19 protein-coding genes are annotated in these 20,995 nt (G+C 72.1%); 10 read left to right on the plus strand and 9 right to left on the minus strand.

From position 1 onward, the window contains the following. Nucleotides 1–316: 316 nt before the first annotated feature. On the minus strand, nucleotides 317–667 hold the full coding sequence (locus tag OG792_RS04655; RefSeq protein WP_329107647.1) for a hypothetical protein: 351 nt from the start codon (nucleotides 665–667) through the stop codon (nucleotides 317–319). A 220-nt stretch (nucleotides 668–887) separates the two neighbouring features. Here OG792_RS04655 and OG792_RS04660 point away from each other — a divergent pair, with 220 nt between their 5' ends. Both OG792_RS04660 and OG792_RS04665 read left to right on the plus strand, forming a co-directional pair. Then, nucleotides 888–1,706 (plus strand): helix-turn-helix domain-containing protein, encoded by an 819-nt coding sequence (locus OG792_RS04660; RefSeq protein ID WP_329107648.1) that lies wholly within the window; start codon nucleotides 888–890, stop codon nucleotides 1,704–1,706. After that, entirely contained in the window at nucleotides 1,703–1,912 is a 210-nt protein-coding gene (locus OG792_RS04665) for a DUF397 domain-containing protein (protein WP_329107650.1), read from the plus strand. Before OG792_RS04660 ends, OG792_RS04665 begins: the two co-directional genes overlap by 4 nt. Nucleotides 1,913–1,943: 31 nt before the next feature. Here OG792_RS04665 and OG792_RS04670 read toward each other — a convergent pair whose 3' ends face one another. The 5 genes from OG792_RS04670 to OG792_RS04690 form a co-directional block, all read right to left on the minus strand. Further along, nucleotides 1,944–4,307 carry a tetratricopeptide repeat protein gene (locus tag OG792_RS04670; RefSeq protein ID WP_329107652.1) on the minus strand — a complete coding sequence of 788 codons (2,364 nt, stop codon included), beginning with the start codon at nucleotides 4,305–4,307 and terminating at the stop codon, nucleotides 1,944–1,946. Further along, on the minus strand, nucleotides 4,304–6,079 hold the full coding sequence (locus tag OG792_RS04675) for an ABC transporter permease (protein ID WP_329107654.1): 1,776 nt from the start codon (nucleotides 6,077–6,079) through the stop codon (nucleotides 4,304–4,306). Before OG792_RS04675 ends, OG792_RS04670 begins: the two co-directional genes overlap by 4 nt. Further along, on the minus strand, nucleotides 6,076–7,371 hold the full coding sequence (locus OG792_RS04680; RefSeq protein WP_329107655.1) for an ABC transporter substrate-binding protein: 1,296 nt from the start codon (nucleotides 7,369–7,371) through the stop codon (nucleotides 6,076–6,078). The genes OG792_RS04675 and OG792_RS04680 overlap by 4 nt, the downstream gene beginning before the upstream one ends. Then, nucleotides 7,368–8,006: an ATP-binding cassette domain-containing protein gene (locus tag OG792_RS04685; protein WP_329107657.1), complete on the minus strand. Its 639-nt coding sequence runs from the start codon at nucleotides 8,004–8,006 to the stop codon at nucleotides 7,368–7,370. Before OG792_RS04685 ends, OG792_RS04680 begins: the two co-directional genes overlap by 4 nt. Before the next feature lie 163 nt (nucleotides 8,007–8,169). After that, nucleotides 8,170–8,748: a thymidine kinase gene (locus tag OG792_RS04690; RefSeq protein ID WP_329107658.1), complete on the minus strand. Its 579-nt coding sequence runs from the start codon at nucleotides 8,746–8,748 to the stop codon at nucleotides 8,170–8,172. A 143-nt stretch (nucleotides 8,749–8,891) separates the two neighbouring features. On the opposite strand from OG792_RS04690, the gene OG792_RS04695 reads away from it, so the two are divergent. Then, a complete protein-coding gene (locus OG792_RS04695) occupies nucleotides 8,892–10,172 on the plus strand; it encodes a serine hydrolase domain-containing protein (RefSeq protein WP_329107660.1) in 1,281 nt (426 codons plus the stop codon). Nucleotides 10,173–10,252: 80 nt separating this feature from the next. On the opposite strand, the gene OG792_RS04700 is transcribed toward OG792_RS04695, so the two are convergent. Together OG792_RS04700 and OG792_RS04705 are read right to left on the minus strand one after the other, a co-directional pair. Continuing rightward, nucleotides 10,253–11,038, minus strand: a complete 786-nt coding sequence (locus OG792_RS04700) for a S1 family peptidase (protein ID WP_329107662.1) — start codon at nucleotides 11,036–11,038, stop codon at nucleotides 10,253–10,255. A 106-nt stretch (nucleotides 11,039–11,144) separates the two neighbouring features. Further along, nucleotides 11,145–12,050, minus strand: coding sequence for an AraC family transcriptional regulator (locus OG792_RS04705; RefSeq protein WP_329107664.1), 906 nt, complete (start codon nucleotides 12,048–12,050; stop codon nucleotides 11,145–11,147). A gap of 159 nt (nucleotides 12,051–12,209) precedes the next feature. On the opposite strand from OG792_RS04705, the gene OG792_RS04710 reads away from it, so the two are divergent. The 7 genes from OG792_RS04710 (at nucleotide 12,210) to OG792_RS04740 (ending at nucleotide 20,200) form a co-directional block, all read left to right on the plus strand. Continuing rightward, nucleotides 12,210–12,524, plus strand: coding sequence for a putative quinol monooxygenase (locus OG792_RS04710; protein WP_329107666.1), 315 nt, complete (start codon nucleotides 12,210–12,212; stop codon nucleotides 12,522–12,524). A 66-nt stretch (nucleotides 12,525–12,590) separates the two neighbouring features. Further along, nucleotides 12,591–13,553 carry an alpha/beta hydrolase gene (locus OG792_RS04715; protein ID WP_329107668.1) on the plus strand — a complete coding sequence of 321 codons (963 nt, stop codon included), beginning with the start codon at nucleotides 12,591–12,593 and terminating at the stop codon, nucleotides 13,551–13,553. An 80-nt stretch (nucleotides 13,554–13,633) separates the two neighbouring features. Further along, nucleotides 13,634–15,229: a benzoylformate decarboxylase gene (gene mdlC / locus OG792_RS04720; RefSeq protein ID WP_329107670.1), complete on the plus strand. Its 1,596-nt coding sequence runs from the start codon at nucleotides 13,634–13,636 to the stop codon at nucleotides 15,227–15,229. A 65-nt stretch (nucleotides 15,230–15,294) separates the two neighbouring features. Further along, a complete protein-coding gene (locus OG792_RS04725) occupies nucleotides 15,295–15,915 on the plus strand; it encodes an NAD(P)H-dependent oxidoreductase (protein ID WP_329107671.1) in 621 nt (206 codons plus the stop codon). Nucleotides 15,916–16,060: 145 nt separating this feature from the next. Next, a complete protein-coding gene (locus OG792_RS04730) occupies nucleotides 16,061–16,558 on the plus strand; it encodes a hemerythrin domain-containing protein (protein WP_329107673.1) in 498 nt (165 codons plus the stop codon). 186 nt (nucleotides 16,559–16,744) lie between these two features. Then, nucleotides 16,745–18,220: a magnesium chelatase gene (locus OG792_RS04735; protein WP_442932376.1), complete on the plus strand. Its 1,476-nt coding sequence runs from the start codon at nucleotides 16,745–16,747 to the stop codon at nucleotides 18,218–18,220. Between the two features lie 3 nt (nucleotides 18,221–18,223). Continuing rightward, entirely contained in the window at nucleotides 18,224–20,200 is a 1,977-nt protein-coding gene (locus OG792_RS04740; RefSeq protein ID WP_329107676.1) for a vWA domain-containing protein, read from the plus strand. A gap of 53 nt (nucleotides 20,201–20,253) precedes the next feature. Here the strand turns inward: OG792_RS04740 and OG792_RS04745 are convergent, their stop codons facing one another. After that, complete coding sequence (locus OG792_RS04745) at nucleotides 20,254–20,889, minus strand: TetR/AcrR family transcriptional regulator (protein WP_329107677.1); 636 nt, start codon at nucleotides 20,887–20,889, stop codon at nucleotides 20,254–20,256. Between the last annotated feature and the right edge of the window lie 106 nt (nucleotides 20,890–20,995).

Genomic DNA, 20,995 nt, shown 5'->3' on the forward strand with positions numbered 1-20,995 from the left:
ATAGCAATGTCGATAGTGATTCGCCACCTGTCGAGAGAGTGATCTCTCGATCGGCATGATCGATCAAACCTACGGGATGAAGGCTGGCCGGCGCCGACCGTACCGGGCGGGTGCGTCGACGCCGACGGTTCCGCCATGCGTTGAAAATCCGTGTTTCTACGGGTCCGTCCGGCCGGATGGACCCGTAGTACGTCGGGGCGGGAATTTACCCGAAGCAAGGCTGAATTCCGAATGTCCACACCGGACGGTGGTGGAATCGATCGTGGCTGTGGCTGGAGCCTCTCGGGGCGCCCGTGGCGACTGGGCCGATGCCGGTTCAGTCGCTGTCGCTGGCGGTGGGCTGAATCGACGCGGGGACCAGGACCGCGCTGCCCGACCAGTCGATGTCCACGTGTGTGGTGGCCAGGTGTGGTTCGCCATGCTCGTCCAGGGTGCCCAATGCGGCGTAGTAACGACCGAATCCGTACCCGCCCGCCGTGAGGGTGGTCAGCGCCCAGTGGCGCAACCGCTCGCCCAACTTCTCCGGATCGCGACGGTCGGGCCTGACCTCGATCACGCCGAGCAGGTCGTACCGCTCGTCGGCCGTCCCGGCCTCGACCACCCGGCACGGGGAGAACGCATGCCGTACGTCGGGCTCCTGGTAGGTCCACTTCCCATCACCAAGCATTGCTGCTCCCCAATTGATCATGTTATTGGTTCAACGCCTACAGAATGGCGGCCAAAGAGCTTGATATCAACCCAATCGCAATAGATACTCGTCGTGTCGGTCGAAAGCCAGGAGCTGGAGGGTCATTGTCGTGCCGGTCGCTTCGCCAAGGTCATCAAAGACGCGTAGATCACCGTTGAAAGCCGAGTCGTCGCCCATAGTCGATGCCTGGGAGCTGGGCATGCGTCTGCGCCAGCGCCGCGAGGAGATCGGCTTGACCGCGGTCGCGGCTGGCCGCGCCGTCGGTATCATCCAGGCGTACGTGTCGGGAGTGGAGGCGGGCCGGGTCAAACTGCCGGCTCATCGTCTGGCGCAACTCGTCGAGGTCTACGAGCTGGAGGCCGACGATGCCGCCGAGCTGGAGAAGCTGCGGGTGGGTGCCACCCGACGAGGCTGGTGGCACGACTACTCACAACTCTTCCCCGCCGAGTTCCTCCGCTTCCTCGGCTACGAATCCGGCGCCGACCACATCCGGTGTTACAGCACGGAGGTCGTGCCCGGTCTGCTGCAAACCGAGGAGTACGCGCGGGCGGTCATCCGGGGCGGTACAACGGTTATCCGTCTCACCGAGGTGGAGCGGCGGGTCGCCGCGAGGATGGCACGTCGGGCTCGCCTCGACACCGATCCGGCAATCCGTATCACTGCCGTGTTGAGTGAAGGTGTGCTCCGCCAGCAAGTGGGTGGACCGACAGTGATGCGCGAGCAGCTCGACTACCTGGCGCGGCTGATCAGCGAGAGGCCGAAACAAATCCAGGTCAGGATCATGCCGTTCTCCGCCGGCGCACATCCCGCACTCGGTGGCCCGTTCCAGGTGTTGTCCTTCCCGTCACCTCGACTCACCGACCTGGTCTGGCAGGAGATCCTGACCTCTATCGACATCATCGACCAGTCCGTGCGCGTCACGGACTACGCGGTGACCTTCGCGGAGACGCTGGAGCGGACGCTAAGCTCGGGTGACTCGCTCGCCTTGATTCGGCAAATCGCCAAGGAGATGACATGACTTCCAGCGACGATGCCCCTGGCCAGGACTGGTTCAAGTCTTCCTACAGCTCGGACAACGCGAGCTGCGTCGAGGTGCGGTTCGTCGACGGTGTCGTGGACGTACGGGACACCAAGGACCGCGGTGGGCCGGTGCTCGCCTTCGGTGGGTCGGCCTGGTCCGGCTTCGTGACCGCGCTGCGAGCCGGGTCCGACCCGCACCCCTGATCAACGCAGCCACCTGAGTTGTCGAACCGGGCTACGGCGGTCCTCCGACGAGCGGGCGGGCGTCGGCCGCGGCCAGCCCGGCGGGATCGTCGACCGCCTCGCACACCCCCGCCGCGTCGGCCCAGTGCCGGCGCGCCTCGTCGGTGCGACCGAGGGCGTACGCCGCGTCGCCGAGGTAGAGCAGGGTCCGGCCGAGCCCGGCGGTGGGACGCCACTGTTCGCGCAACCGCCGGCTCTCGCCGAGCAGTTCGTACGCCTGACCGGCCCGCGCCGGGGTGGTGGTCATCAGGGTGGCACCCGCGTTGAGCAGGGCGGTGGCGCGGGCGCCGAGGTCGGTGGTGGTGGTGTCGTACTCGCGCAGCGCCGCCCGCCACGCCTGGGCCGCGTCGAGATGTTCGCCGAGCCGGCCGTGGACCAGGACGAGGTTGGTCAGGGCGGCGGCGTACCCGCGCATCTCGCCGATCGACCGGAACGTGTTGGCGGCGCGGACCAGGTGGTGGTGCGCGGTTTCCGGCTCGTCCCGGGCCAGGTGGGCGGCACCGAGCCCGAGGTCGGTGAGCGCGTGTCCGGCTCGGTCGACGGTCGAGCGGTGCCGCCGGGACAGTTCGAGGTGTTCGATCGCGTCGTCGAGCTGACCCAGGTCGAGCAGGGCCAGTCCCAGGTTCATCCGGGCCTGGGCGGTGCCGCGCCGGCCGCGTTCGGCGACCGCGAGGGTGAGGGCGACGGCGGCACCCTGCGGGTCGTGCTGGCGGCGCCGGAGCACCCCGAGCTCGTTGTGCGCCCACCCGGCGATTTCCGGCCGGTCGTCGGCGGTCGGGGTGTCCAGCACCATCCGGCACACGGCGGCCCACTCGTCGAGCCGTTCCTCGTGGGCGTACCAGCCGCAGAGGGCGACCGCTACCCGGAACCACCAGCGGCGTACCCAGCGGGGCAGGGTCTGTGCCGCACCGGCCGGCACCCGTACGGTCGCCAGCAGCAGTTCCTGGTTCAGCTCGAACCAGCCGGCCGGGTCGTCCAGCGGCAGCGGCTGGTCCCGACCGGCCAGCGAGGAGGTCACGGCCAGGCTCGCGGCGTGCCGTTCCGCGCGGCGGGCCAGGTGTCGGGCCAGCCGGGCCTGGGCGGTGGTACGCCGCCAGCCCGGTTCGCTGTTGCGCAGGTGCAGTCGGGCGTAGCCGGTGAGCAGGGGGCGGATCTCGTACCGGTCGCCGGGCGCACCCACCACGAACCCGCCGGCCAGCTCGTCGAGCAGGGCGGCGACCCGGTGCCGGCCGCGCCGGGCCAGCGCCGCGATCGTCGGCCGGTCCAGGGCCACCGGGCTGAGCGACATCAGCCGGTACAGCCGCCTGGCCCCACCGGACAGGGCCGCGTACGCGGTGTCCCGCTCGGTCAGCAGGCTCACTGCCGGTGAGTACGGCAGATGCTGGTGCGGCGGTGCCTCGGCGGCCCGGCGCAGTGTCTTCAGCAGTTCGGTGGAGGGCCAACCGTGTCGGGCCGCCTGGGAGCCGAGCGTCCAGATGGTTCGCGGCTGCCGGCCGCAGAGTTCGACGATCTCCCGGACGGCGAGGTCCGTACGCGGATCGGGTCGGCGGGCCCGCGGCCCGTGTGTGTTCCCGGCGGCGGCGGCGAACAGCGCCACCGCGTCGTCGGGGTCCGGTTCGGTGAGCCGGTGCGCGACCACCCCGCCGAGATTGGCCAGCGCCGGTGCCCCGACCAGCAGCAGCCGGCAGGTCCGCGCGGTCGGCGGCAGCAGCGGCCACACCTGCGCCGGATCGTCCACGTTGTCGAGCACCAGCAGGATCCGCTTGCCGTCGAGGTGGCCGCGCAGCGCGTCGGCGGCCCGGAGCAGGTCGCCCGGCCGACCCGACCGAGGTGCGGTGGTGCCGAGGATCCGGGCCAGCGCGGTCAGCGTGCTCCGGGTCGTCCGGCGCCGGCCGCCGGCCCGCAGGTCCAGGTAGAACTGGCCGTCGGGGTAGTCGTCCCGAAACACGTTCGCCGCCTGGACGGCGCAGAAGGAGGTGCCGACCGCCCGCCGGCCCACCACCGCGACGGCGTGTTCCCGCTTGACCGCGCCGACGATCGCACCGACCTGTTCGGCCCGTCCGGTGAACCCGGTCAGATACGGCAGCGTCGGTGCCCCGCCCGACGAACCGGCGCCGGTGTCGGGGCCGACCAGCCGTTCGGCCCGCCGCCGACGAACCTCGAACAGTACGAAGGCGACGGCGGCCACCGCCGTGACCGCGATGCTCGCCGGACCGAGCACCTGTCGGGCCAGGACGGACAGTTCGTTACTGGCGATGTTGACCAGCACACCGCCGACCAGGGTGCCGATGGCGAGCAGCGCCGGCCAGCGGGCCGGACGGCCGGGGCCACCCTCGGGCGAGGCGGGCGGTGTCACCGGACACCGCCGGAGACCAGTCCCGCGACCAGGTGGCGGCGGCTGAGGACGACCAGCAGCACGGGCAGGATCGAGGTGATCACCGAGCCGGCGGCCAGGGTGCCGCTGTTCGACAGGAACTGCCGGGTCTGGCCGTGCAGGAACATGCCCAGCGGTGCCGCGTCCGGGCCACTGAACAGCAGGCCGACCACCAGGTCGTTCCAGACCTGGACGAACTCCAGCACGCCGATCGCGACCACCGCGGGGAGGTTGAGCCGGGTCAGCCGCCACAGCATGTGCCACCAGCGCCGGCCGCCGACCCGGACCCGGCGCAGTTCGTCGGCGGGGAGGTCGGCGAACGCGTTGCGCAGCACCAGTATCGCGAATGGCAGGCCGAGGGCGATGTGCACCAGCGCCAGCCCCCGGGTGGTGCCGGTGGACAGCGCCAAGCCGAGCACCTCGTTGATCGGCCCGGAGATCACCTGGACCGGTACGATCGCGGCGGCCATCAGCAGCAGGCCGGTGAGCTGGGCGCTCGGCCCGGTCAGCCAGGCCAACGGGTACGCGGCCAGCAGCCCGATCACCAGCACCGCCAGGGTCACCACGGTCGCCAGGACCAGGGTGAAGCCGAGCGCACGGTGCAGTTCGGCACTGCCCAACAGGTCCCGGTACGAGCCCCAGCGCACCGGTGCGGCCCACCAGCCCCGGGTGGCGGCGTCGACCTGGTCGTGCAGCGAGGTCGCGACCAGTACCACCGGCGGCACCAGCCAGGCGATCGCGGCACCGACGGCCACCAGCCGGAACAGGCGTCCGGACGGGGCCGGGGGCGCGGCGGGTTCGGGCCGGTCGGAGCGGCGCGGTGGCGGCCAGGACTGCCGGACGAATCCGGCGGCGACGAACATGCCGATCGCCACCGAGACCAGCCACACCACCCCGAGGGCGGCGCCGGGGCCGCTGGTCGTACCGAGCGAGGTCTGCCAGACCTGGACCGCGAGCACGGACGCGTCGTCGCGTACCGAGCCGGGGAGCATGACCAGGATCAGGTCGAAGGTACGGGCCGTGCCGAGCGCGACCAGGGCGAAGACCACCGCGACCGTACGCAGCAGCAGCGGGCGCCACTGGGCGTCCCAGAACACGTGCCGGCGGTTGCCGCCGTAGGCGCGTACGGCGTCGGCCAGGCTCGGCGGTACGGCGTCCAGTGCGGCCCGGAAGACCAGCACGGCGAGCCCCACCCAGGCCCAGACGAAGGCCGACATCAGCGCGATCGTCGCCAGGGTCGGGCCGAGGAACTGTGGTGCCTCGTCGGCGCTGCGGCCGAGCAGCCGGGCGGCGAGCAGGGTGGCCATGCCACGGTCCGGCTCGGGGTCGTAGAGGAGCCGGAACGTCACCCCGGTCACGACCAGCGGGATCGCGATCGGCAGCACCAGGATGAGCCCGGCCAGGCGACCCTCCTGGGAGCGGCGGGACGCGGCGGCCAGCAGGTAGCCCAGGGCGGTGACCACCGCCGGCACCACCAGCGCCCAGAGCACCGTACGGCCGACCACCGGCCAGGCATCGGGCCCGCCGAGCGCGGTGCGGTAGTGGTCCAGCCCGACGAACCGGCCGTCGGCGGCGTAGAGGCTGCCCTGCACGGTTCGCAGCACCGGCCAGACCACCAGTGCGCCGAGCAGCAGCACCGCCGGGGCCAGCAGCAGCGCCGAGGTACCGCCGGCGGTCGGGTACGCCCGGCCGCGCCGGGGTGGCCCGACGTCGTCGAGTACGGCGATCTCGCCGAGGATCCGGGGTTCGCTCATCGGCCGATCCTGGCTGTCCGGGCGGCGCCGGCGAGCGCGTCGGTGGCCCGGCCCACGGCGCCTTCGAGCCGGTCGCCGGTGACGTCGCTGAAGAAGTCCTGCATGATCCGCCAGATGCCGACGCCGTCGGAGCCGGTGAACGAGCCGGGCAACTGGTCGGACAGGTCGAAGCGCAGGTTGTCGCGGGCGGCGGAGATCTGGGCGGCGAGCTTGCGCCGGAGCTGGTCGCGGCCGGGGTCGGGCGCGAGGTCGAGGTTGGGGGAGAGGTAGCCGCCCCGGTCGAGCCAGGGCGCGAAGCTGTTCGGCTCGACCAGCCAGCGCACCAGTTCGTCGCCGTACCGGGACGCCTTGAACACCACCGCGGCGTCGCCGCCGACGACCAGCGGGTGGGTGGTCCGGTTCGGTCCGCGTGGGAACGGGATCCAGGCGGGGGTCACGTCCGGCCGGAACGTCGTGGCCACCCCCTCGACGAAGTCGGACTCGAACACCAGCAGCGCCTTCCGGGTGGTCATCACCTGGATCACGGATTCGGCGAACTGGGTGAGCAGGGCCCGCCGGCCGCCACCGGGGAACGCGCCGGGGATGCTCCACAGCCCGGCCAGCCGATCCAGCGCCTCGCGTACCTCGGGGCCACGCCAGTTCGGGGTGTCGCCGGCCAGCGCGTCGTACGTGGCGCCGGAGGCGATGTCGGCCAGTACGTTCTCGAACCAGTCGGTGAGCACCCAACCGTCGGCGGCGCCGATCGCCAGGGGCGCCGGACCGCCGGAGCGGATCGCCTCCCGGCCGAGCCCCGTGGTCAGCTCCACCAGCTTCTCCCAGGTTTCCGGCGGGTCGAAGGCCGGCTCGGGCAGGTGCCAGAACAGCGACTTGTGGGCGAGCTTCACCCAGACGCCGTACTGCCGGTTGTCGTCGCGCAGCCGGTCGTGCAGGTTCGGCGGGGTACCGGCGGGCGGGGTGGTGGGGCCGTGCGCGTCGAGGGCGGCCAGCCAGCCGAGCCGGGCGTACTCGCGGACGAGTCCGGGTCGGGGCAGGATCGCCACGTCCGGGCTGGTGCCGGCGAGGTGCCGGGCCCGGAGGAAGGCGTCGAGGTCGTCCCCGGCGCTGATCAGCTGGACCGGACGCGGGTAGCCGGCCAGTACCTCGCGGAAGTGGTCCAGCTCCTCGGCGTTCCACACCACCGCCACCTGGATCGCCCGGTCCGGCTCGGCACAGCCGGTGGCGGCGGTCGCGGTGACGGTGGCCGCGCCGGCGCGCAGCAGCGTACGGCGGGTCAACCGCCCGGTCCCGGTCATCCGGTCGCCGGTGCCGGTGCCCCGGTCACCCCGACGGTCACCCGGTCCGGGATCTCGTCGAGTACGGCCGGGTCGGCGGAGCAGACCAGGGTGGCGAAGCCCCGGTCGGTCGGCGCGGACAGCCGGGGCAGCAGTTCACCGAGTCGGTCGGTGCCGCCGGCCGGGCCGGGCAGGTCGATCACCAGCACCTCGGGCAGGCAGGCGGCGGCACGGGCGGTCGCCACCCGGAACCGTTGCGCGTCGGAGAGCAGGTGCGGCAGCAGGTCCAGGGTGGGGCGCAGTTCCAGCCGGTCGATCACGGTCGCCACCCAGTCGTCGGCGACGGCGCGTACCCGTACCCGGCGGAGCTGGCCGTACTCGATGTTGCGCCGGACAGTGAGGTGCGGCAGCAGCGCCGAGCCGGCCGGCACGTACCCGATCTGGCGCCGGGCCGGCGGCAGGTCGGTGACGTCTCGCGTGCCGACCCAGATCCGCCCGTCCAGCGGTGCGGCCAGGCCCGCCACCACCCGGGCCAGCGCGGTGCCGATCGGCGGCGGCGCGACCACGGCCACGAGCCCGCCGGGTTCGACCCGGACCGAGACCGGTGTGGTGTGCGGCGCGACGACGAGTTCGTGCAGCCGTAACGTGGACCTCACCTCCGGTGGTGGGCGCGACAGTAACCACCATGCCATGAACCGGCAATCATCGTTGCCGATGCGTTGCCGGTGCCGGTCGGATGCGCCGCGCCGGACGCCGGGCGGCGAGTCGGAAGGTGTCTACCGTAGACGGACCAGGGTCGGTGCGGGTGCCCGTCGGCCGTCAGGCGGCGGTCGGGACCGCGACACCGACCGGCAGTACGACACAGTCCCGGCAGCGTGCCTCGTAGGTGTAGGTCCCGTCGTCGGGCAGGGCGGTGGACGGCGGGAGCACCCGGATCATCGGCTCGCCGTGTTCGAGCACCTGCGTGTAGACGGCGGTGAAGTGCCGGCAGATGTCACACACCGCCCGCCGGTAGGTCACCGTCGCCGGACCGAGTTCGAGCAGCGCCCGTACGGGGGCGAACATCTCCCCCCGGTGGTCCAGGTCGATGCCGGCCGCCACGACCCGGGTGCCGCGCCCCAGCAGGGTCCGGACCACGGTCATGTCGGCGAGGGTGAACATGTGCACCTCGTCGATGCCGACCACCTCCACCTCCTCGGCCAGCGCGGCGGTGAGCGAGGTGGTCTTCACCGTGGCCAGCGCGGCGCCGCTGCGGGAGACGACACCGACGTCGCGCACGTGCCGGGCGCTCTGGTAGATCCGGTGCCGGACGTTGGTGTACTGCAACGGCGAGAGCAGACTGACCAGTTCGAGCGACTTTCCGCTCTTCATCGGGCCGAGGATGACGGTGAGATCCACGGCCCACACCGTAGTCCCCGGCCCGGCGGACGAAAATTCGTCTCTCCGTTACCCTGACCCTGGTCGATGGTTGCGGCGCGACGATCGCGGCCCGATGACCACGGCGCGACGTTCAGGGCTCGACGTTCACGGGGAGGACGGGCATGCGGGGTACACGGGTGGACCGGCGGACCTTCGGCCGGCTGATCGGAGCGGCAGGTGCCGGGACGCTGACCGGCGGGGCCCTGGCCGCGGCGCCCGTCCGGGCCGCCGCACCGACCTGGAAGACCAGCGGTACGACGGTGACCGCGCTGAAGAGCTTCGACGACACGATGAAGAGCTTCATGCAGGCGCGGAACATCTCCGCCGGCCAGTTGGCCGTCACCCACCAGGGGCGCCTGGTGCTCGCCCGCGGCTACAGCTACAGCGACGACCCGGCCCAGACCGTCGCGCCGACCTCGCTGTTCCGGATCGCCAGCCTGTCGAAGTCGGTGACCGCCGCCGCCCTGGCCCGGCTGGCCCAGGACGGTGCCGTGGCGCTGGGCACCCCGGTCGCCTCGCTGCTCGACCTCACCCCGCCGGCCGGGCGGACCGCCGATCCCCGGCTGTCGAGGGTGACGCTCTGGCACCTGCTCCAGCACACCGGCGGGTGGGACCGAACGCTGGCGTTCGACCCGAACTTCGCCGACCGGACGATCTCGCAGGCGCTGGGCGTACCGATGGAGTTGTACCCGGCCGACGTGATCCGCTACATGTCCGGCCAGCCGCTGCAACACGACCCCGGTACGACCGTCGCCTACAGCAACTTCGGCTACCAGTTGGCCGGACGGGTGATCGAGGCGGTCAGCGGTCTGCCCTACGCCACGTACGTGCAGCAGAAGCTGTTCGCCCCGCTCGGCATCAGCCGGATGGCACAGGGCTGGAGCATCGCCCCGCACAGCGGTGAGGTGCACTACCGCTCCCAGTACACCGGCCCGACGGTGCTGAACGGAACCGGCGCCACCGTCGCCGCGCCGTACGGGACATTCAGCATGCGGTTGCAGGACGCCAACGGCGGCTGGATCGCCTCGGCGGTGGACCTGGTGCGCTGGGCGTCGGCCTTCGACGCCGCCGGTCCGGTGCTCAACAGCACCTCGCTGGGGCGGGTCTGGGCGACGCCCGCCGGGATCGGGGTCAACCCGTCCGGCTGGTACTACGGGCTGGGCTGGCGGGTCCGCCCGGTCACCACCGGCGGCACCGGCCGCAACACCTGGCACACCGGCAGCCTGCCGGGGACGTACTCGCTGGTGGTCCGGACGTACCAGGGGCGGAGTTGGGCGGTGCTGTTCAACCAGCGCGACGACGCGTCGGCCCTGTCCTACGACGACATCGATTCCCTGCTCTGGGCCGCCTCGGCCAAGGTGACCGCCTGGCCGACCGGGAACCTCTACCCGACCTACTTCTGACCCCGACCGCTGGTTGCCCGGATCCGATCCATCCGGCGATCGATCCGACCGGACAACCGGCGATCAGCGGGATCGGGTGCTCAGCTGTATTCGTGGCCGGTGATGTTCCGGATCCAGTCGGTGATGTTGTCGATCCGGACGGTGGTCTCCTCCAGCGCGTGCGGGCAGGTCGGGCCGCCGCTCTCGATCGAGACGAGGGTGGGCTTGAGTCGCCGGTCCTCGCTGAAGTAGGGGGCGCCCGAGTCGTACGCGCAGGCGCTGGTGTCGGGGAACGGGGCCAGGCCGGTCATGCCGACCGTCGGCTCGACGACCGAGGTGACGGTGAACTGGCCGGTCCGCAACTGGTCGGACGGAACCGGGTTGGTGCCCTGGGTGGAGCCGAACCCGGCGAGCCGGACCACGTCGCCGGCCTGGGGCAGCCGGTGGCTCAGCGGGACCGATCCGATGGTGGTGATCGGACGGTCGAGTTTGACCAGTGCCAGGTCCCGGTCGGGGCGTTGGCGCACCGCGACAACCTGCGCCTGCTCGCCGATCGGGGAGGACATGTTGGCCCGCCCGATGGTGGCGAGCGTCTGGTCGGCGACGGTGCGCTCCACCCGTACGCCGGCCAGGTCCCGGAAGCAGTGACCGGCGGTGACGATCCACTGGCGGTGGATCAGCGCGCCGGAGCAGGCGCTGTTGCGGCGTCCGCCGTCGGCGGTGGGGATGCCGGTCATGGTCAGCTTGACCGCGAACTGGTATCTCCCGTTCGGTACGTCGACGCCGTTGGCGACGGCGTGGGCCGGTGCCGCGGAGACGATGCTCAGCGCGGCGGCCAACGCGGCCGCGGTGAGCCATATTGACCGGAATCGACGCTTACATGACACAGGCACCACACATCCCTCGGTTGGTTGCTTGTGCCTGAATTATCGCTCAGCGACGACGACGCGTGGTGCCTGTCTGTTTCGTCCACACTCGACCCGGGGGTGGCGATTACACCAGGGCGGGTGCGGTGTCGCGCGGTAGGCCGCGCAGTCGGGCGGCGTCCTCGCTGGGCGGTGCGCCGAACTGGCGGCGGTACTCGCGGCTGAACTGTGACGGGCTGTCGTAACCGACCCGACTGCCGACGCCGGTGACGTCGCCGGGGTGGGTGGCGAGCAGGAGCCGGGCCTCCTGGAGCCGGATCTGTTTCTGGAACTGGATCGGGCTCATCGCGGTGACCGACTGGAAGTTGCGGTAGAAGGCGGACGCGCTCATCCCGGCGAGCTGCGCCACGTCCTCGACCCGGAAGGACTGCGTGTAGTGGTCACGGATCCAGCGGACGGCGCGGGCGATGTGGGTGAGGCTGCTGTCGGCGAGGCCGAGCTGGCGTACGACGGCGCCCTGCTCGCCGATGATCAGCCGCCAGAGGATCTCCCGCTTGATCAGCGGTGCGAGCACCGTCAGGTGGCGTGGCTGGTCGAGCAGGCGCAGCAGCCTGACCACCGCGTCGACGAAGTCGTCGGGTGCGTCGCTGACCGCCATGCCGGACGGCGCGCCGGCGCCAGCGGGGGGAAGGTCTCCGGGGCCCGCCTGTAGCAGCAACTCGGCAACGCTGGCCGGGTGCAGGGTCAGGCCGAAGCCCAGTGCCGGCCGCTCGGGGCTGGCCTCGGTGAAATGGCCGGTGATCGGCAGGTCGACCGACGCGACGAGGTACTGCCCGGCCCGGTACTCGTAGACGCGGTCGCCCAGCGCTATGCGTTTCGCGCCCTGCACGATCAGTGCCAGCACCGTGCCGGACATCGCCGGCGACGGCGGATGCGGCTGCTCGACCTTGGAGATCAGGACGCCGTCGATGGCGGTGGTCATGTCGGGCCGGGCATGGCGGGCCAGCAGCGTACGCAGCTCATCGAGGTCCATGGGCCGATTGAAGCATGAATCGATACTCGCTGCAACGGTAGGATCAGGCAAGAGGTAAGGAGCATCGTTCTAACGTTTCTCCTGCTCACGATGCTTTGATGGGTTGGTCGATATCCCAGGAGTTCACAACGGCTCCACGATCGAAGAGGTGCTTCCCGGATGAGCGTCAACCACGGTTTCCACGCCACCATGACCGCCCGGCCCGGCAAGGGTGACGAGCTGGTCGAGCTGCTGCTCGACGCGCCGTCCCTGCCGAACGAGAATTGCGTCGTCTTCCTGGTCAGTCGCTCGGCCGGCAACCGGGACGTCGTCCACGTCATCGAGGGCTGGACCAGCCCGGAGGCGCACGCCGCGTTCTTCGCGACCGAGCCGGCACAGGCACTGGTCGCCCGGCTCCAGCCGCTGCTCGACGGCGAGTCCCAGTACGCCGACGCGGTGCCGGTCGGCGGCAAGGCCGCCTTCCCGAACCGCTGACCGAACCGCTGACCGACCCTCCCTACCCGAATCCCCTCCACCGAACCCCTGACGAAGGAACCCGACGTGAGCCTGACCCGCCCCGACACCGACCCCGAACTGAGCGCGCTCCTCGCCGAGATTCAGCCCATGCCCCCGCTCAGCCTCGAACTGCTGGCGAAACTGCGCCGACTCCCGTCGACCCCGGTCGACACCCTGCTCGACGGTCGCACGGCCGAGCACCGCGAGGTCGCCGTTCCCGGCCCGGACGGCACGCGGATCCCGCTGTCGATCTTCAGCCCGGCCGACCGCTCCACGGCGGCGCCCTGTGTCTACTGGGTTCACGGCGGCGGGATGATCATGGGTGACCGGTTCTCGCAGATCGACATCCCGCTGGAGTGGCTCGACCGGTTCGGTGCCGTGGTGATCTCCGTCGACTACCGGCTGGCGCCGGAGTCCACCGGTACGACCCTGGTCGACGACTGTTACGCCGGTCTGCTCTGGGTCGCGGCGCACGCCGACGAACTGGGCATCGATCCGGCCCGCATCGTCGTCGCGGGCACCAGTGCCGGCGGCGGTCTGGCCGCCGGGGTCACCCTGATGGCCCGTGACCTCGGCACCCCGGCGATCGCCGCCCAGATGTTGATCTACCCGATGCTCGATCACCGCAACATCACCACCTCAAGCCGGCAGTACTCCGGCGGGCAGGGCGTCTGGACCCGCGAGATGAACGAGTTCGGCTGGCGAGCGGTTCTCGGCGACCTCACGGACGACCAGGTGTCCGGGTACGTCTCACCCGCGGTCGCCGAAGACCTCTCCGGCCTGCCGACCACCTACATCGACGCCGGCACCGCCGAGGTGTTCCGCGACGAGGACGTCGAGTACGCCAGCCGGATCTGGGCGGCCGGTGGCCAGGCCGAGTTGCACATCTGGGCGGGCGGCTTCCACGGATTCGACGCGCTGTTCCCCCGTACCCGGGTCTCGGCCGCGGCGCGCCGCACGCGCGGCGACTGGCTCGCCCGGGTCCTGAGCCCGGCCTCCGACGGGTAGGCGCGATTCCGGCCGGGGGCGGCCGGCCGGATAAACGGCGTGCTCGTGGGTAGACCCGGTCAGACGGGGGGAGTTTGTCCATGGCGACGGTCCGGGACGTGACGTACGACCTGCTGCGCCAACTCGGGCTGACCACCGTCTTCGGCAACCCCGGTTCGACCGAGGAGCCCTTCCTCGGCCATTTTCCGGCCGACTTCAGCTACGTGCTCGCGCTCCAGGAGGCGTCCGCGGTGGCGATGGCCGACGGGTACGCCCAGTCGACCGGCCAACCGGCACACGTCAACCTGCACACCGCCCCCGGCACCGGCAACGCCATGGGCAATTTGATCACCGCCTGGTACAACAAGACCCCGCTGATCGTCACCGCCGGTCAGCAGGCCCGCGAGATGCTGCTGATCGAGCCCCGGCTGACCAACGTACGCGCGGTCGAACTGGCGCAGCCGTACGTGAAGTGGAGCTACGAGCCGGTCCGGGCCCAGGACATCCCGGCGGCGCTGATGCGGGCGTACAGCACGGCGGTGCAGCCGCCGGCCGGGCCGGTCTACCTCTCCCTGCCGCTCGACGACTGGCACCAGCCGGCCGACCCGGCACCGCAGCTGCGGGAGGTCAGCCGCCGGTTCGCCGCCGACCCGCAGCGGCTGGCCCACTTCGCCGACCTGCTGGCCGAGAGTGCCAATCCGGTCCTGGTGTTCGGCGGCGGGGTCGACCGCAGCGGCGGCTGGCCGGCGGCGGTGGCGTTGGCCGAGCGGACCCGCGCTCCGGTCTGGTCCGCGCCCGCACCGGAGCGGGTCGGCTTCCCGGAGGACCATCCGCAGTTCCAGGGCGTCCTGCCGTTCGCCATCGGCCCGCTCGGCGAGCGGCTGCGCGGCCACGACACCGTCCTGGTGATCGGCGCCCCGATCTTCCGCTACTACCCGCACGTGCCCGGCGACTACCTGCCCGCCGGTACGCGGTTGCTGCACATCACCGACGATCCGGGCGAGGCGGCCCGCGCCCCGGTGGGGGAGAGCCTGCTCGGTGACCCCGGCCTGGCCTGTGCGGCACTGGCGGCGCTGATACCGGTGGCGGACCGGCCGCCGCCGGCACCCCGACCGGCGCCACCGGAGCCCGAGGTAGGCAACCCGCTCGCCCCGGCGGCGCTGTTCGCCGTACTGGCCCGGCACTGGCCGCCGGACGGGATCCTGGTCACCGAGACACCGTCGAACCTGACCATCCTGCGCCGCCACCTGCCGATCACCCGTCCCGGCTCGTACTTCACGACGGCCAGCGGCGGGCTCGGCTTCGGGCTGCCGGCGGCGGTCGGGGTGGCGCTCGCCCAGCGGGCCAACGGCCAGCTGCGGCCGGTGGTCGCGGTGATCGGCGACGGCTCGTTCCAGTATTCGGTGCAGGCGCTCTGGACCGCCGCCCAGCAGCGGCTGCCGGTCGTGTTCGTGGTCCCGGTGAACCGGCAGTACGGCATCCTCAAGGCGTTCGCCGAGTTCAAGGAGACCGCCGGGGTGCCCGGTCTGGACCTGCCCGGTCTCGACATCCCCACGGTGGCGACCGGCTTCGGCTGCCACGCGCCCCGGCTGACCGGGTTGGACGACTTCGTCGACGCGTTCCGGGCGGCGCTCGGCGCGAGCGGTCCGACCGTACTGGCGGTGCCGATCACCGCCGACGTACCGCCGATCCTCTGAACCGGCGCGGTCCGGGTTAAGCTACCAACCCGATCGGAATTAGAGGTAATACGAGGAGTACGCCGATGACCGCCACCCCCGCCATCCCGGCGCAACCCGACCCGGCCGCCACCACGCCGCCCACCGAAGCCGATGCCGCAGCCGAGGTCGTGGTGCTGGTCGGCAACCCGCGTCCGGGTTCCCGCAGCCGCGCGCTGGCCGAGGCGGCGACCGAGTCGCTGGTCGCCGGCCTGGCCCGGTCCGCGACCGGACTGCACGGCGTACGGGTGCTGGAACTGGCCACCCTCGTCGGGGTCAGCTTCGACGCCGAGCCGGCGCGCGGCTCCGCCGAGGTCGCCGACCCGTTCGAGGTGGTCCGGTCGGCCCGGCTGGTGATCGTCGCCACCCCCACCTACAAGGGCAGCTACACCGGACTGCTGAAGATCTTCCTGGACCAGTTCGGCCACCGGGGGCTGGCCGGTGTGGTGGCCGTACCGGTGACCATCGCGGCCTCGGACGCCCACCTGCGCGCGGTGACCAACAGCCTGACCGACCTGCTGGCCGAACTCGGCGCCACCCTGCCCGCCGAACCGCTCGCCGCCCTGGAAACCCAGCTCACCGACATCGACGCCCTGGTCGCCGGCTGGGTGGACCGCCAGGTCGGCCTGGTCGGCGGCGCAATAGCCGACCTGCGGGTACGGGCGTAACCCGAGCGGGCCGGCGTCGGGCGTAACCGAGCGGGCGGCGCCGGACCGGGTTAGCGTGATTGCGCGCGCGCCGCGCCCGGCCACGAGTCGGGGCGGCCGACCGGCCACCGGCCGCCGACCAGTAACCCCGTGAAGGACGACCGTCATGGACGACATCACCGCCCTCATCCTGGACGACCACGCCGCCTTCCGACGTGGCTTCGCCCGGCTCGACGACGCCCGCGACGAGACGGAGATCCGGGCCGTCTGGGAGGCGCTCGCCCTGCACCTGGACATCCACGCCGAGGCGGAGGAGTCGATCCTCTACCCGTACCTGGTCCGGCACGGTGACGACGGCGCGGACGAGACCGACGACGCGATCGACGACCACAACAAGATCCGGGACGCGATCGCCGAGGCCAAGCGGTACGTGCTCGGCACCGACGAGTGGTGGGCGGCGGTCTGGCGGGCGCGCCGGGAGAACAGCGAGCACCTGGCCGAGGAGGAGGACGGGGCGCTGGCCGACTTCCGGCGGCACGCCGACACCGAACTGCGGGCCCAGCTCGGCGCCCGCTGGCTCACCTTCTACGGCGAGCACCCCGGCGGCAAGGGCCTCATGTTCCGCGACAAGGACCCCAAGCAGTACATCCAGGCGCACCGCTGACCACATCGCCGGCCGGTTCGGCCGGCACCGCCCACCAGAGCCGGCACCGCCCACCAGAGCCGGCACCGCCCACCAGAGCCGGCACCGCCCACCAGAGCCGGCACCGCCCACCAGAGCCGGCACCGCTCACGAGGTCAGCAACCGTGGCCCTGACGGCTGGCGTCGCAGCGAGCTAGCGTGTTCCAGGTGACGGAGATATCCCAGTTGCCGCCAAACCCGCCGGCCGACCTGCCGCGCACGCTCGGAGAGCTGCGCGCGGCGGGCCACCGCTACCGCACCGTGAAGCAGGAGCTGCGGGAGAACCTGCTGGCCCGGATGCGGGCCGGCGAGGACCGCTTCCCCGGCATCGTCGGCTACCAGGACACCGTGCTACCCGAGGTCGAGCGGGCCCTGCTCGCCGGCCATGACCTGGTGCTGCTCGGCGAGCGCGGGCAGGGCAAGACCCGGCTGATCCGGGGACTCGTCCAGCTCCTCGACGAGTGGACCCCGGTGCTACCCGGCTCCGCCCTCAACGAGCACCCGATGCACCCGCTGACCCCGGCCGCCCGCCGGCTCGCCGCCGAGGCCGGCGACGACCTGCCGGTCGCCTGGCTGCACCGCTCCCTGCGGTACGGCGAGAAGCTCGCCACCCCGGACACCAGCGTCGGCGACCTGATCGGCGACGTGGACCCGATCCGGATCGCCGAAGGCCGCACCCTCGGTGACCCGGAGACGATCCACTTCGGGTTGGTGCCACGGACGAACCTGGGCATCTTCGCCGTCAACGAACTGCCCGACCTGGCCGAACGGATCCAGGTCTCGCTGCTCAACGTGCTGGAGGAGCGGGACATCCAGGTTCGCGGCTACCAGCTGCGGCTGCCGCTGGACCTGCTCCTGGTGGCCAGCGCCAACCCGGAGGACTACACCAACCGGGGCCGGATCATCACCCCGCTCAAGGACCGGTTCGGTGCCGAGGTCCGTACCCACTACCCGCTCGAACTGGAGCTGGAGCTGGAGCTGATCCGGCAGGAGGCGGACCTGGTCGCCGTCGTGCCGGAACACGTGCTGGAGGTGCTCGCCCGGTTCGCCCGCGCCGTACGGGAGTCGCCGTCGGTCGACCCGCGCTCGGGTGTCTCGGCCCGGTTCGCTATCGCCGCCGCGGAGACCGTGGCCGCCGCCGCGCTGCGTCGGGGCAGTCTGCTCGGCGAGCAGGCCGACGGGCCCGGCGTACCGGTCGCCCGGGTCGGTGACGCCGTCTCGGTGACCAGCACCCTGCGCGGCAAGGTCGAGTTCGAGAGCGGCGAGGAGGGCCGGGAGGTGGAGATCCTCGGCCACCTGCTGCGGGCCGCCACCGCCGAGACGTTCCGGGACCGGCTCGCCGGGCTGGACCTCTCCGGGTTCATCAACCTGGTCGCCGAGGGTTCGGTGATCGAGACCGGCGAACTGGTCGGCGCGGCCGACCTGCTGCGCCAGGTGGGCACCGTACCGGGGCTGGCCAAGGCGTTGGACCGGCTCGGGCTCGGCGACGCGCCCACGCCGGGCGAGGCCGCCGCCGGGATCGAGTTCGTGCTGGAGGGGCTGCACCTGACCCGCCGGCTGGCCAAGGACGTGACCGAGGACGGTCGGACCCGCTACGGCGGGCACAACCCGGAGGGCGGCCGCTCGGCCGGTGGGCGGGGCTAACCAATGAGCCCGACGGACGTACCCGGCGGAAACCGGTTCCGGTACGGCTCCTGGCGCGGTGGCCCGGACCCGCTCGCCCCGCCGTACGACGTGCGTGCCGCGGTCGACTCGGTCGGTGCCGAGGTGCTGGCCGGGGGCAGTCTCCGGGACGCGCTGCGGGCGTTGCTGCGGCAGGGCCCGGCCGGTGGCGCCGGCCTGGACGACCTGCTCGCGCGGGCCCGGCGGATGCGCCGGGAGGCGATGCGCCGGGGCAACCTCGACGGTGCGGTCACCCGCGCCCAGGCACTGCTGGACCAGGCGCTCGCCGCCGAGCGGGACGAGCTGCGCGGGCGGGACGACGACGGGGCCCGGTTCGCCGAGACGGTGTTGGACAACCTGCCGAACTCCACCGCCCGCGCGGTCGAGGAGCTGGGCGGGTACGAGTGGACCAGCGACGAGGCCCGGCAGGCGTACCAGCAGATTCTGGACGGGCTCCGCCGCGACGTGTTGGAGCAGCGGTTCTCCGGGCTGCGCGACGCGCTGCGCTCGTCGGCCGCCGACCCGGCCGCCCGGCAGCGGCTGGCCGCGATGATGCACGATCTGAACGACCTGCTCGCCCGGCACGGCCGGGGTGAGGACACCACGGACGCGTTCGCCGAGTTCATGCGCCGGCACGGGGAGTTCTTCCCGGAGCAGCCCGGTTCGACCGACGAGCTGGTGGACGTGCTCGCCCGGCGGGCCGCCGCCGGGGAGCGGCTGATGCGGTCGCTGTCGGACCGGCAGCGGGCGGAGCTGTCCCAGTTGATGGAGTCGGCGCTCGGCCCCGAGCTGGCGGCGGAGATGGCCGCTCTCGACGGCAACCTGCGCGGGCTGCGCCCGGACCTGGCCTGGGATCGGCGCGAGCGGGTCCGGGGCGAGCAGCCGCTGGACTACGGCCAGGCGACCGGTGCGTTGTCCGAGATCGCCGAGCTGGACGACCTGCTCGACCAGCTCGGCCAGGAGCATCCGGGGGCGACCCTGGACGAGGTGGACGTGGAGGCGGTCCGGCGCAATCTGGGCCGGGACGCCGCTGACGACGTACGCCGGTTGCGTGACCTGGAGCGGGAGCTGCGCCGGCAGGGTTGGGTGACCCGGGGTGGCGACGGCCTGACGTTGAGTCCGAAGGCGCTGCGCCGGCTCGGCGGGACCGCGTTGCGCCGGGTCTTCGCGGATCTGGGGTCCGGCCGGCGCGGGGAGCACGACCTGCGCGCGGCCGGCGCGGCCGGCGAGGTCACCGGGGCGTCCAGACCCTGGGAGTACGGCGACGAGCAGCCGCTCGACGTGGTGCGCACGGTCGCCCGCGCGGTACGCCGGGGCGGTGGCGGGGTGCCGGTGGCGCTGGCGGTCGAGGACTTCGAGGTGGTGGAGACCGAGCGGCGTGCCTCGGCGGCGGTGGCGCTCTGCGTGGACCTGTCCTTCTCGATGGTCTCCGAGGGGCGGTGGGGTCCGATGAAGCAGACCGCGCTGGCCCTGTCGCATCTGGTCGCGACCAGGTTCCCGCAGGACGCGTTGCAGATCATCGGCTTCGGCCGGGAGGCCGCCGCGCTGTCCCGGGAGGAGTTGGCGGCGGTCGAGCCGGAGATGGTGCAGGGCACCAACCTTCAGCACGCGCTGCGGTTGGCCGGTCGGCACCTGCGGCGGCACGCCGGCAGTGAGCCGGTGGTGCTGGTGGTGACCGACGGCGAGCCGACCGCGCACCTGGACCCGGTGGACGGTGTGGGGGTGTTCAACTGGCCGCCGCTGCGGGAGACGATCGAGGCCACCGTGGTCGAGGTCGACGCGCTGACCCGGTACGGCGCCACGATGAACCTGTTCATGCTGGGCGAGGATCCGGGTCTGCGCCGGTTCGTCGACGCGGTGGCCAAGCGCTCCGGTGGCCGGGTCTTCACCCCGTCCGCCGACGACCTGGGCCGGTACGTCGTCGCCGACTACCTGCGCGCCCGCCGGGGCCGCCGCCGCTGACGGGTACGGATCGGTCCCGCTGGCCGGCGGTGGTGCACCCGTCGACCGCCGGGTCAGGCCGTCGGGTGTGGCTCGTCCGGCCGGCTCGGTGGCGGTGTCAGCAGCGCGCCGAGCAGGTCGTGCAGTGGCCCGACGAGGTCCTGTTCGGTTGCTGAGCCGAGCGGCTCCAGCGCCGTCGAGGCGCGCAGCAGGGCGATCCCGAAGGCGGCGGCGAGGGTGACCTGGGCGCGGAGCAGGAGCCGATCGGTGTCGGGGTGGTCGGGTTGCCGACCGGCGGCCGCCGCCAGGCGTTCGGCGAACGAGCGCAGGATGTCGAGCCGGATCTGCTCGGCCCGTTCGTCGCCGGATTTGCGCAGCAGGATCAGCAGCCGGTTGGGGTGTTTGCCGTTGGGCGTGTCGGTGAGGTGCCTGGCGATGGCCCGCGGCACCTCTTCAAGCGTCACGTCCACGGAGACGGTACGGCCGAGTTCGTCGACCGCGCCGACCAGGCAGGCTTTGAAGAGTCCTTCCTTGGACGTGAAGTAGCGGTTGATCAGCGCGACGTTGACGCCGGCGTCGTCGGCGATGTCGCGCACGGTGGTGGCGGCGTATCCGTCCCTGGCGAAGCGCTGTCGGGCGGCGTCGAGCAGAAGGTGTCGGGTGCCGGCCGCGTCACGGCGCCGCGCGGGGTGGGGAGCGTGCGCTGTCATGGCTTCCTCTCGGTCTGTTACCAGGGTAATCGTCTCGACATGTGATGTAAACAATTGTTGACTCTGGCTGCTCGGAGGGCATACTGGGCAAGTCAGCAACTGTTTA

This window comes from Micromonospora sp. NBC_01699 (assembly GCF_036250065.1).
Classification (GTDB): Bacteria; Actinomycetota; Actinomycetes; order Mycobacteriales; family Micromonosporaceae; genus Micromonospora_G.

Coding starts and splice junctions, on each gene's coding strand:
- mdlC (WP_329107670.1), top strand. CDS start 13,634: ATGGCGACGGTCCGGGACGTGACGTACGACCTGCTGCGCCAACTCGGG.
- OG792_RS04680 (WP_329107655.1), bottom strand. CDS start 7,371: ATGACCGGGACCGGGCGGTTGACCCGCCGTACGCTGCTGCGCGCCGGC.
- OG792_RS04705 (WP_329107664.1), bottom strand. CDS start 12,050: ATGGACCTCGATGAGCTGCGTACGCTGCTGGCCCGCCATGCCCGGCCC.
- OG792_RS04655 (WP_329107647.1), bottom strand. CDS start 667: ATGCTTGGTGATGGGAAGTGGACCTACCAGGAGCCCGACGTACGGCAT.
- OG792_RS04665 (WP_329107650.1), top strand. CDS start 1,703: ATGACTTCCAGCGACGATGCCCCTGGCCAGGACTGGTTCAAGTCTTCC.
- OG792_RS04730 (WP_329107673.1), top strand. CDS start 16,061: ATGGACGACATCACCGCCCTCATCCTGGACGACCACGCCGCCTTCCGA.
- OG792_RS04740 (WP_329107676.1), top strand. CDS start 18,224: ATGAGCCCGACGGACGTACCCGGCGGAAACCGGTTCCGGTACGGCTCC.
- OG792_RS04660 (WP_329107648.1), top strand. CDS start 888: ATGCGTCTGCGCCAGCGCCGCGAGGAGATCGGCTTGACCGCGGTCGCG.
- OG792_RS04745 (WP_329107677.1), bottom strand. CDS start 20,889: ATGACAGCGCACGCTCCCCACCCCGCGCGGCGCCGTGACGCGGCCGGC.
- OG792_RS04695 (WP_329107660.1), top strand. CDS start 8,892: ATGCGGGGTACACGGGTGGACCGGCGGACCTTCGGCCGGCTGATCGGA.
- OG792_RS04725 (WP_329107671.1), top strand. CDS start 15,295: ATGACCGCCACCCCCGCCATCCCGGCGCAACCCGACCCGGCCGCCACC.
- OG792_RS04710 (WP_329107666.1), top strand. CDS start 12,210: ATGAGCGTCAACCACGGTTTCCACGCCACCATGACCGCCCGGCCCGGC.
- OG792_RS04675 (WP_329107654.1), bottom strand. CDS start 6,079: ATGAGCGAACCCCGGATCCTCGGCGAGATCGCCGTACTCGACGACGTC.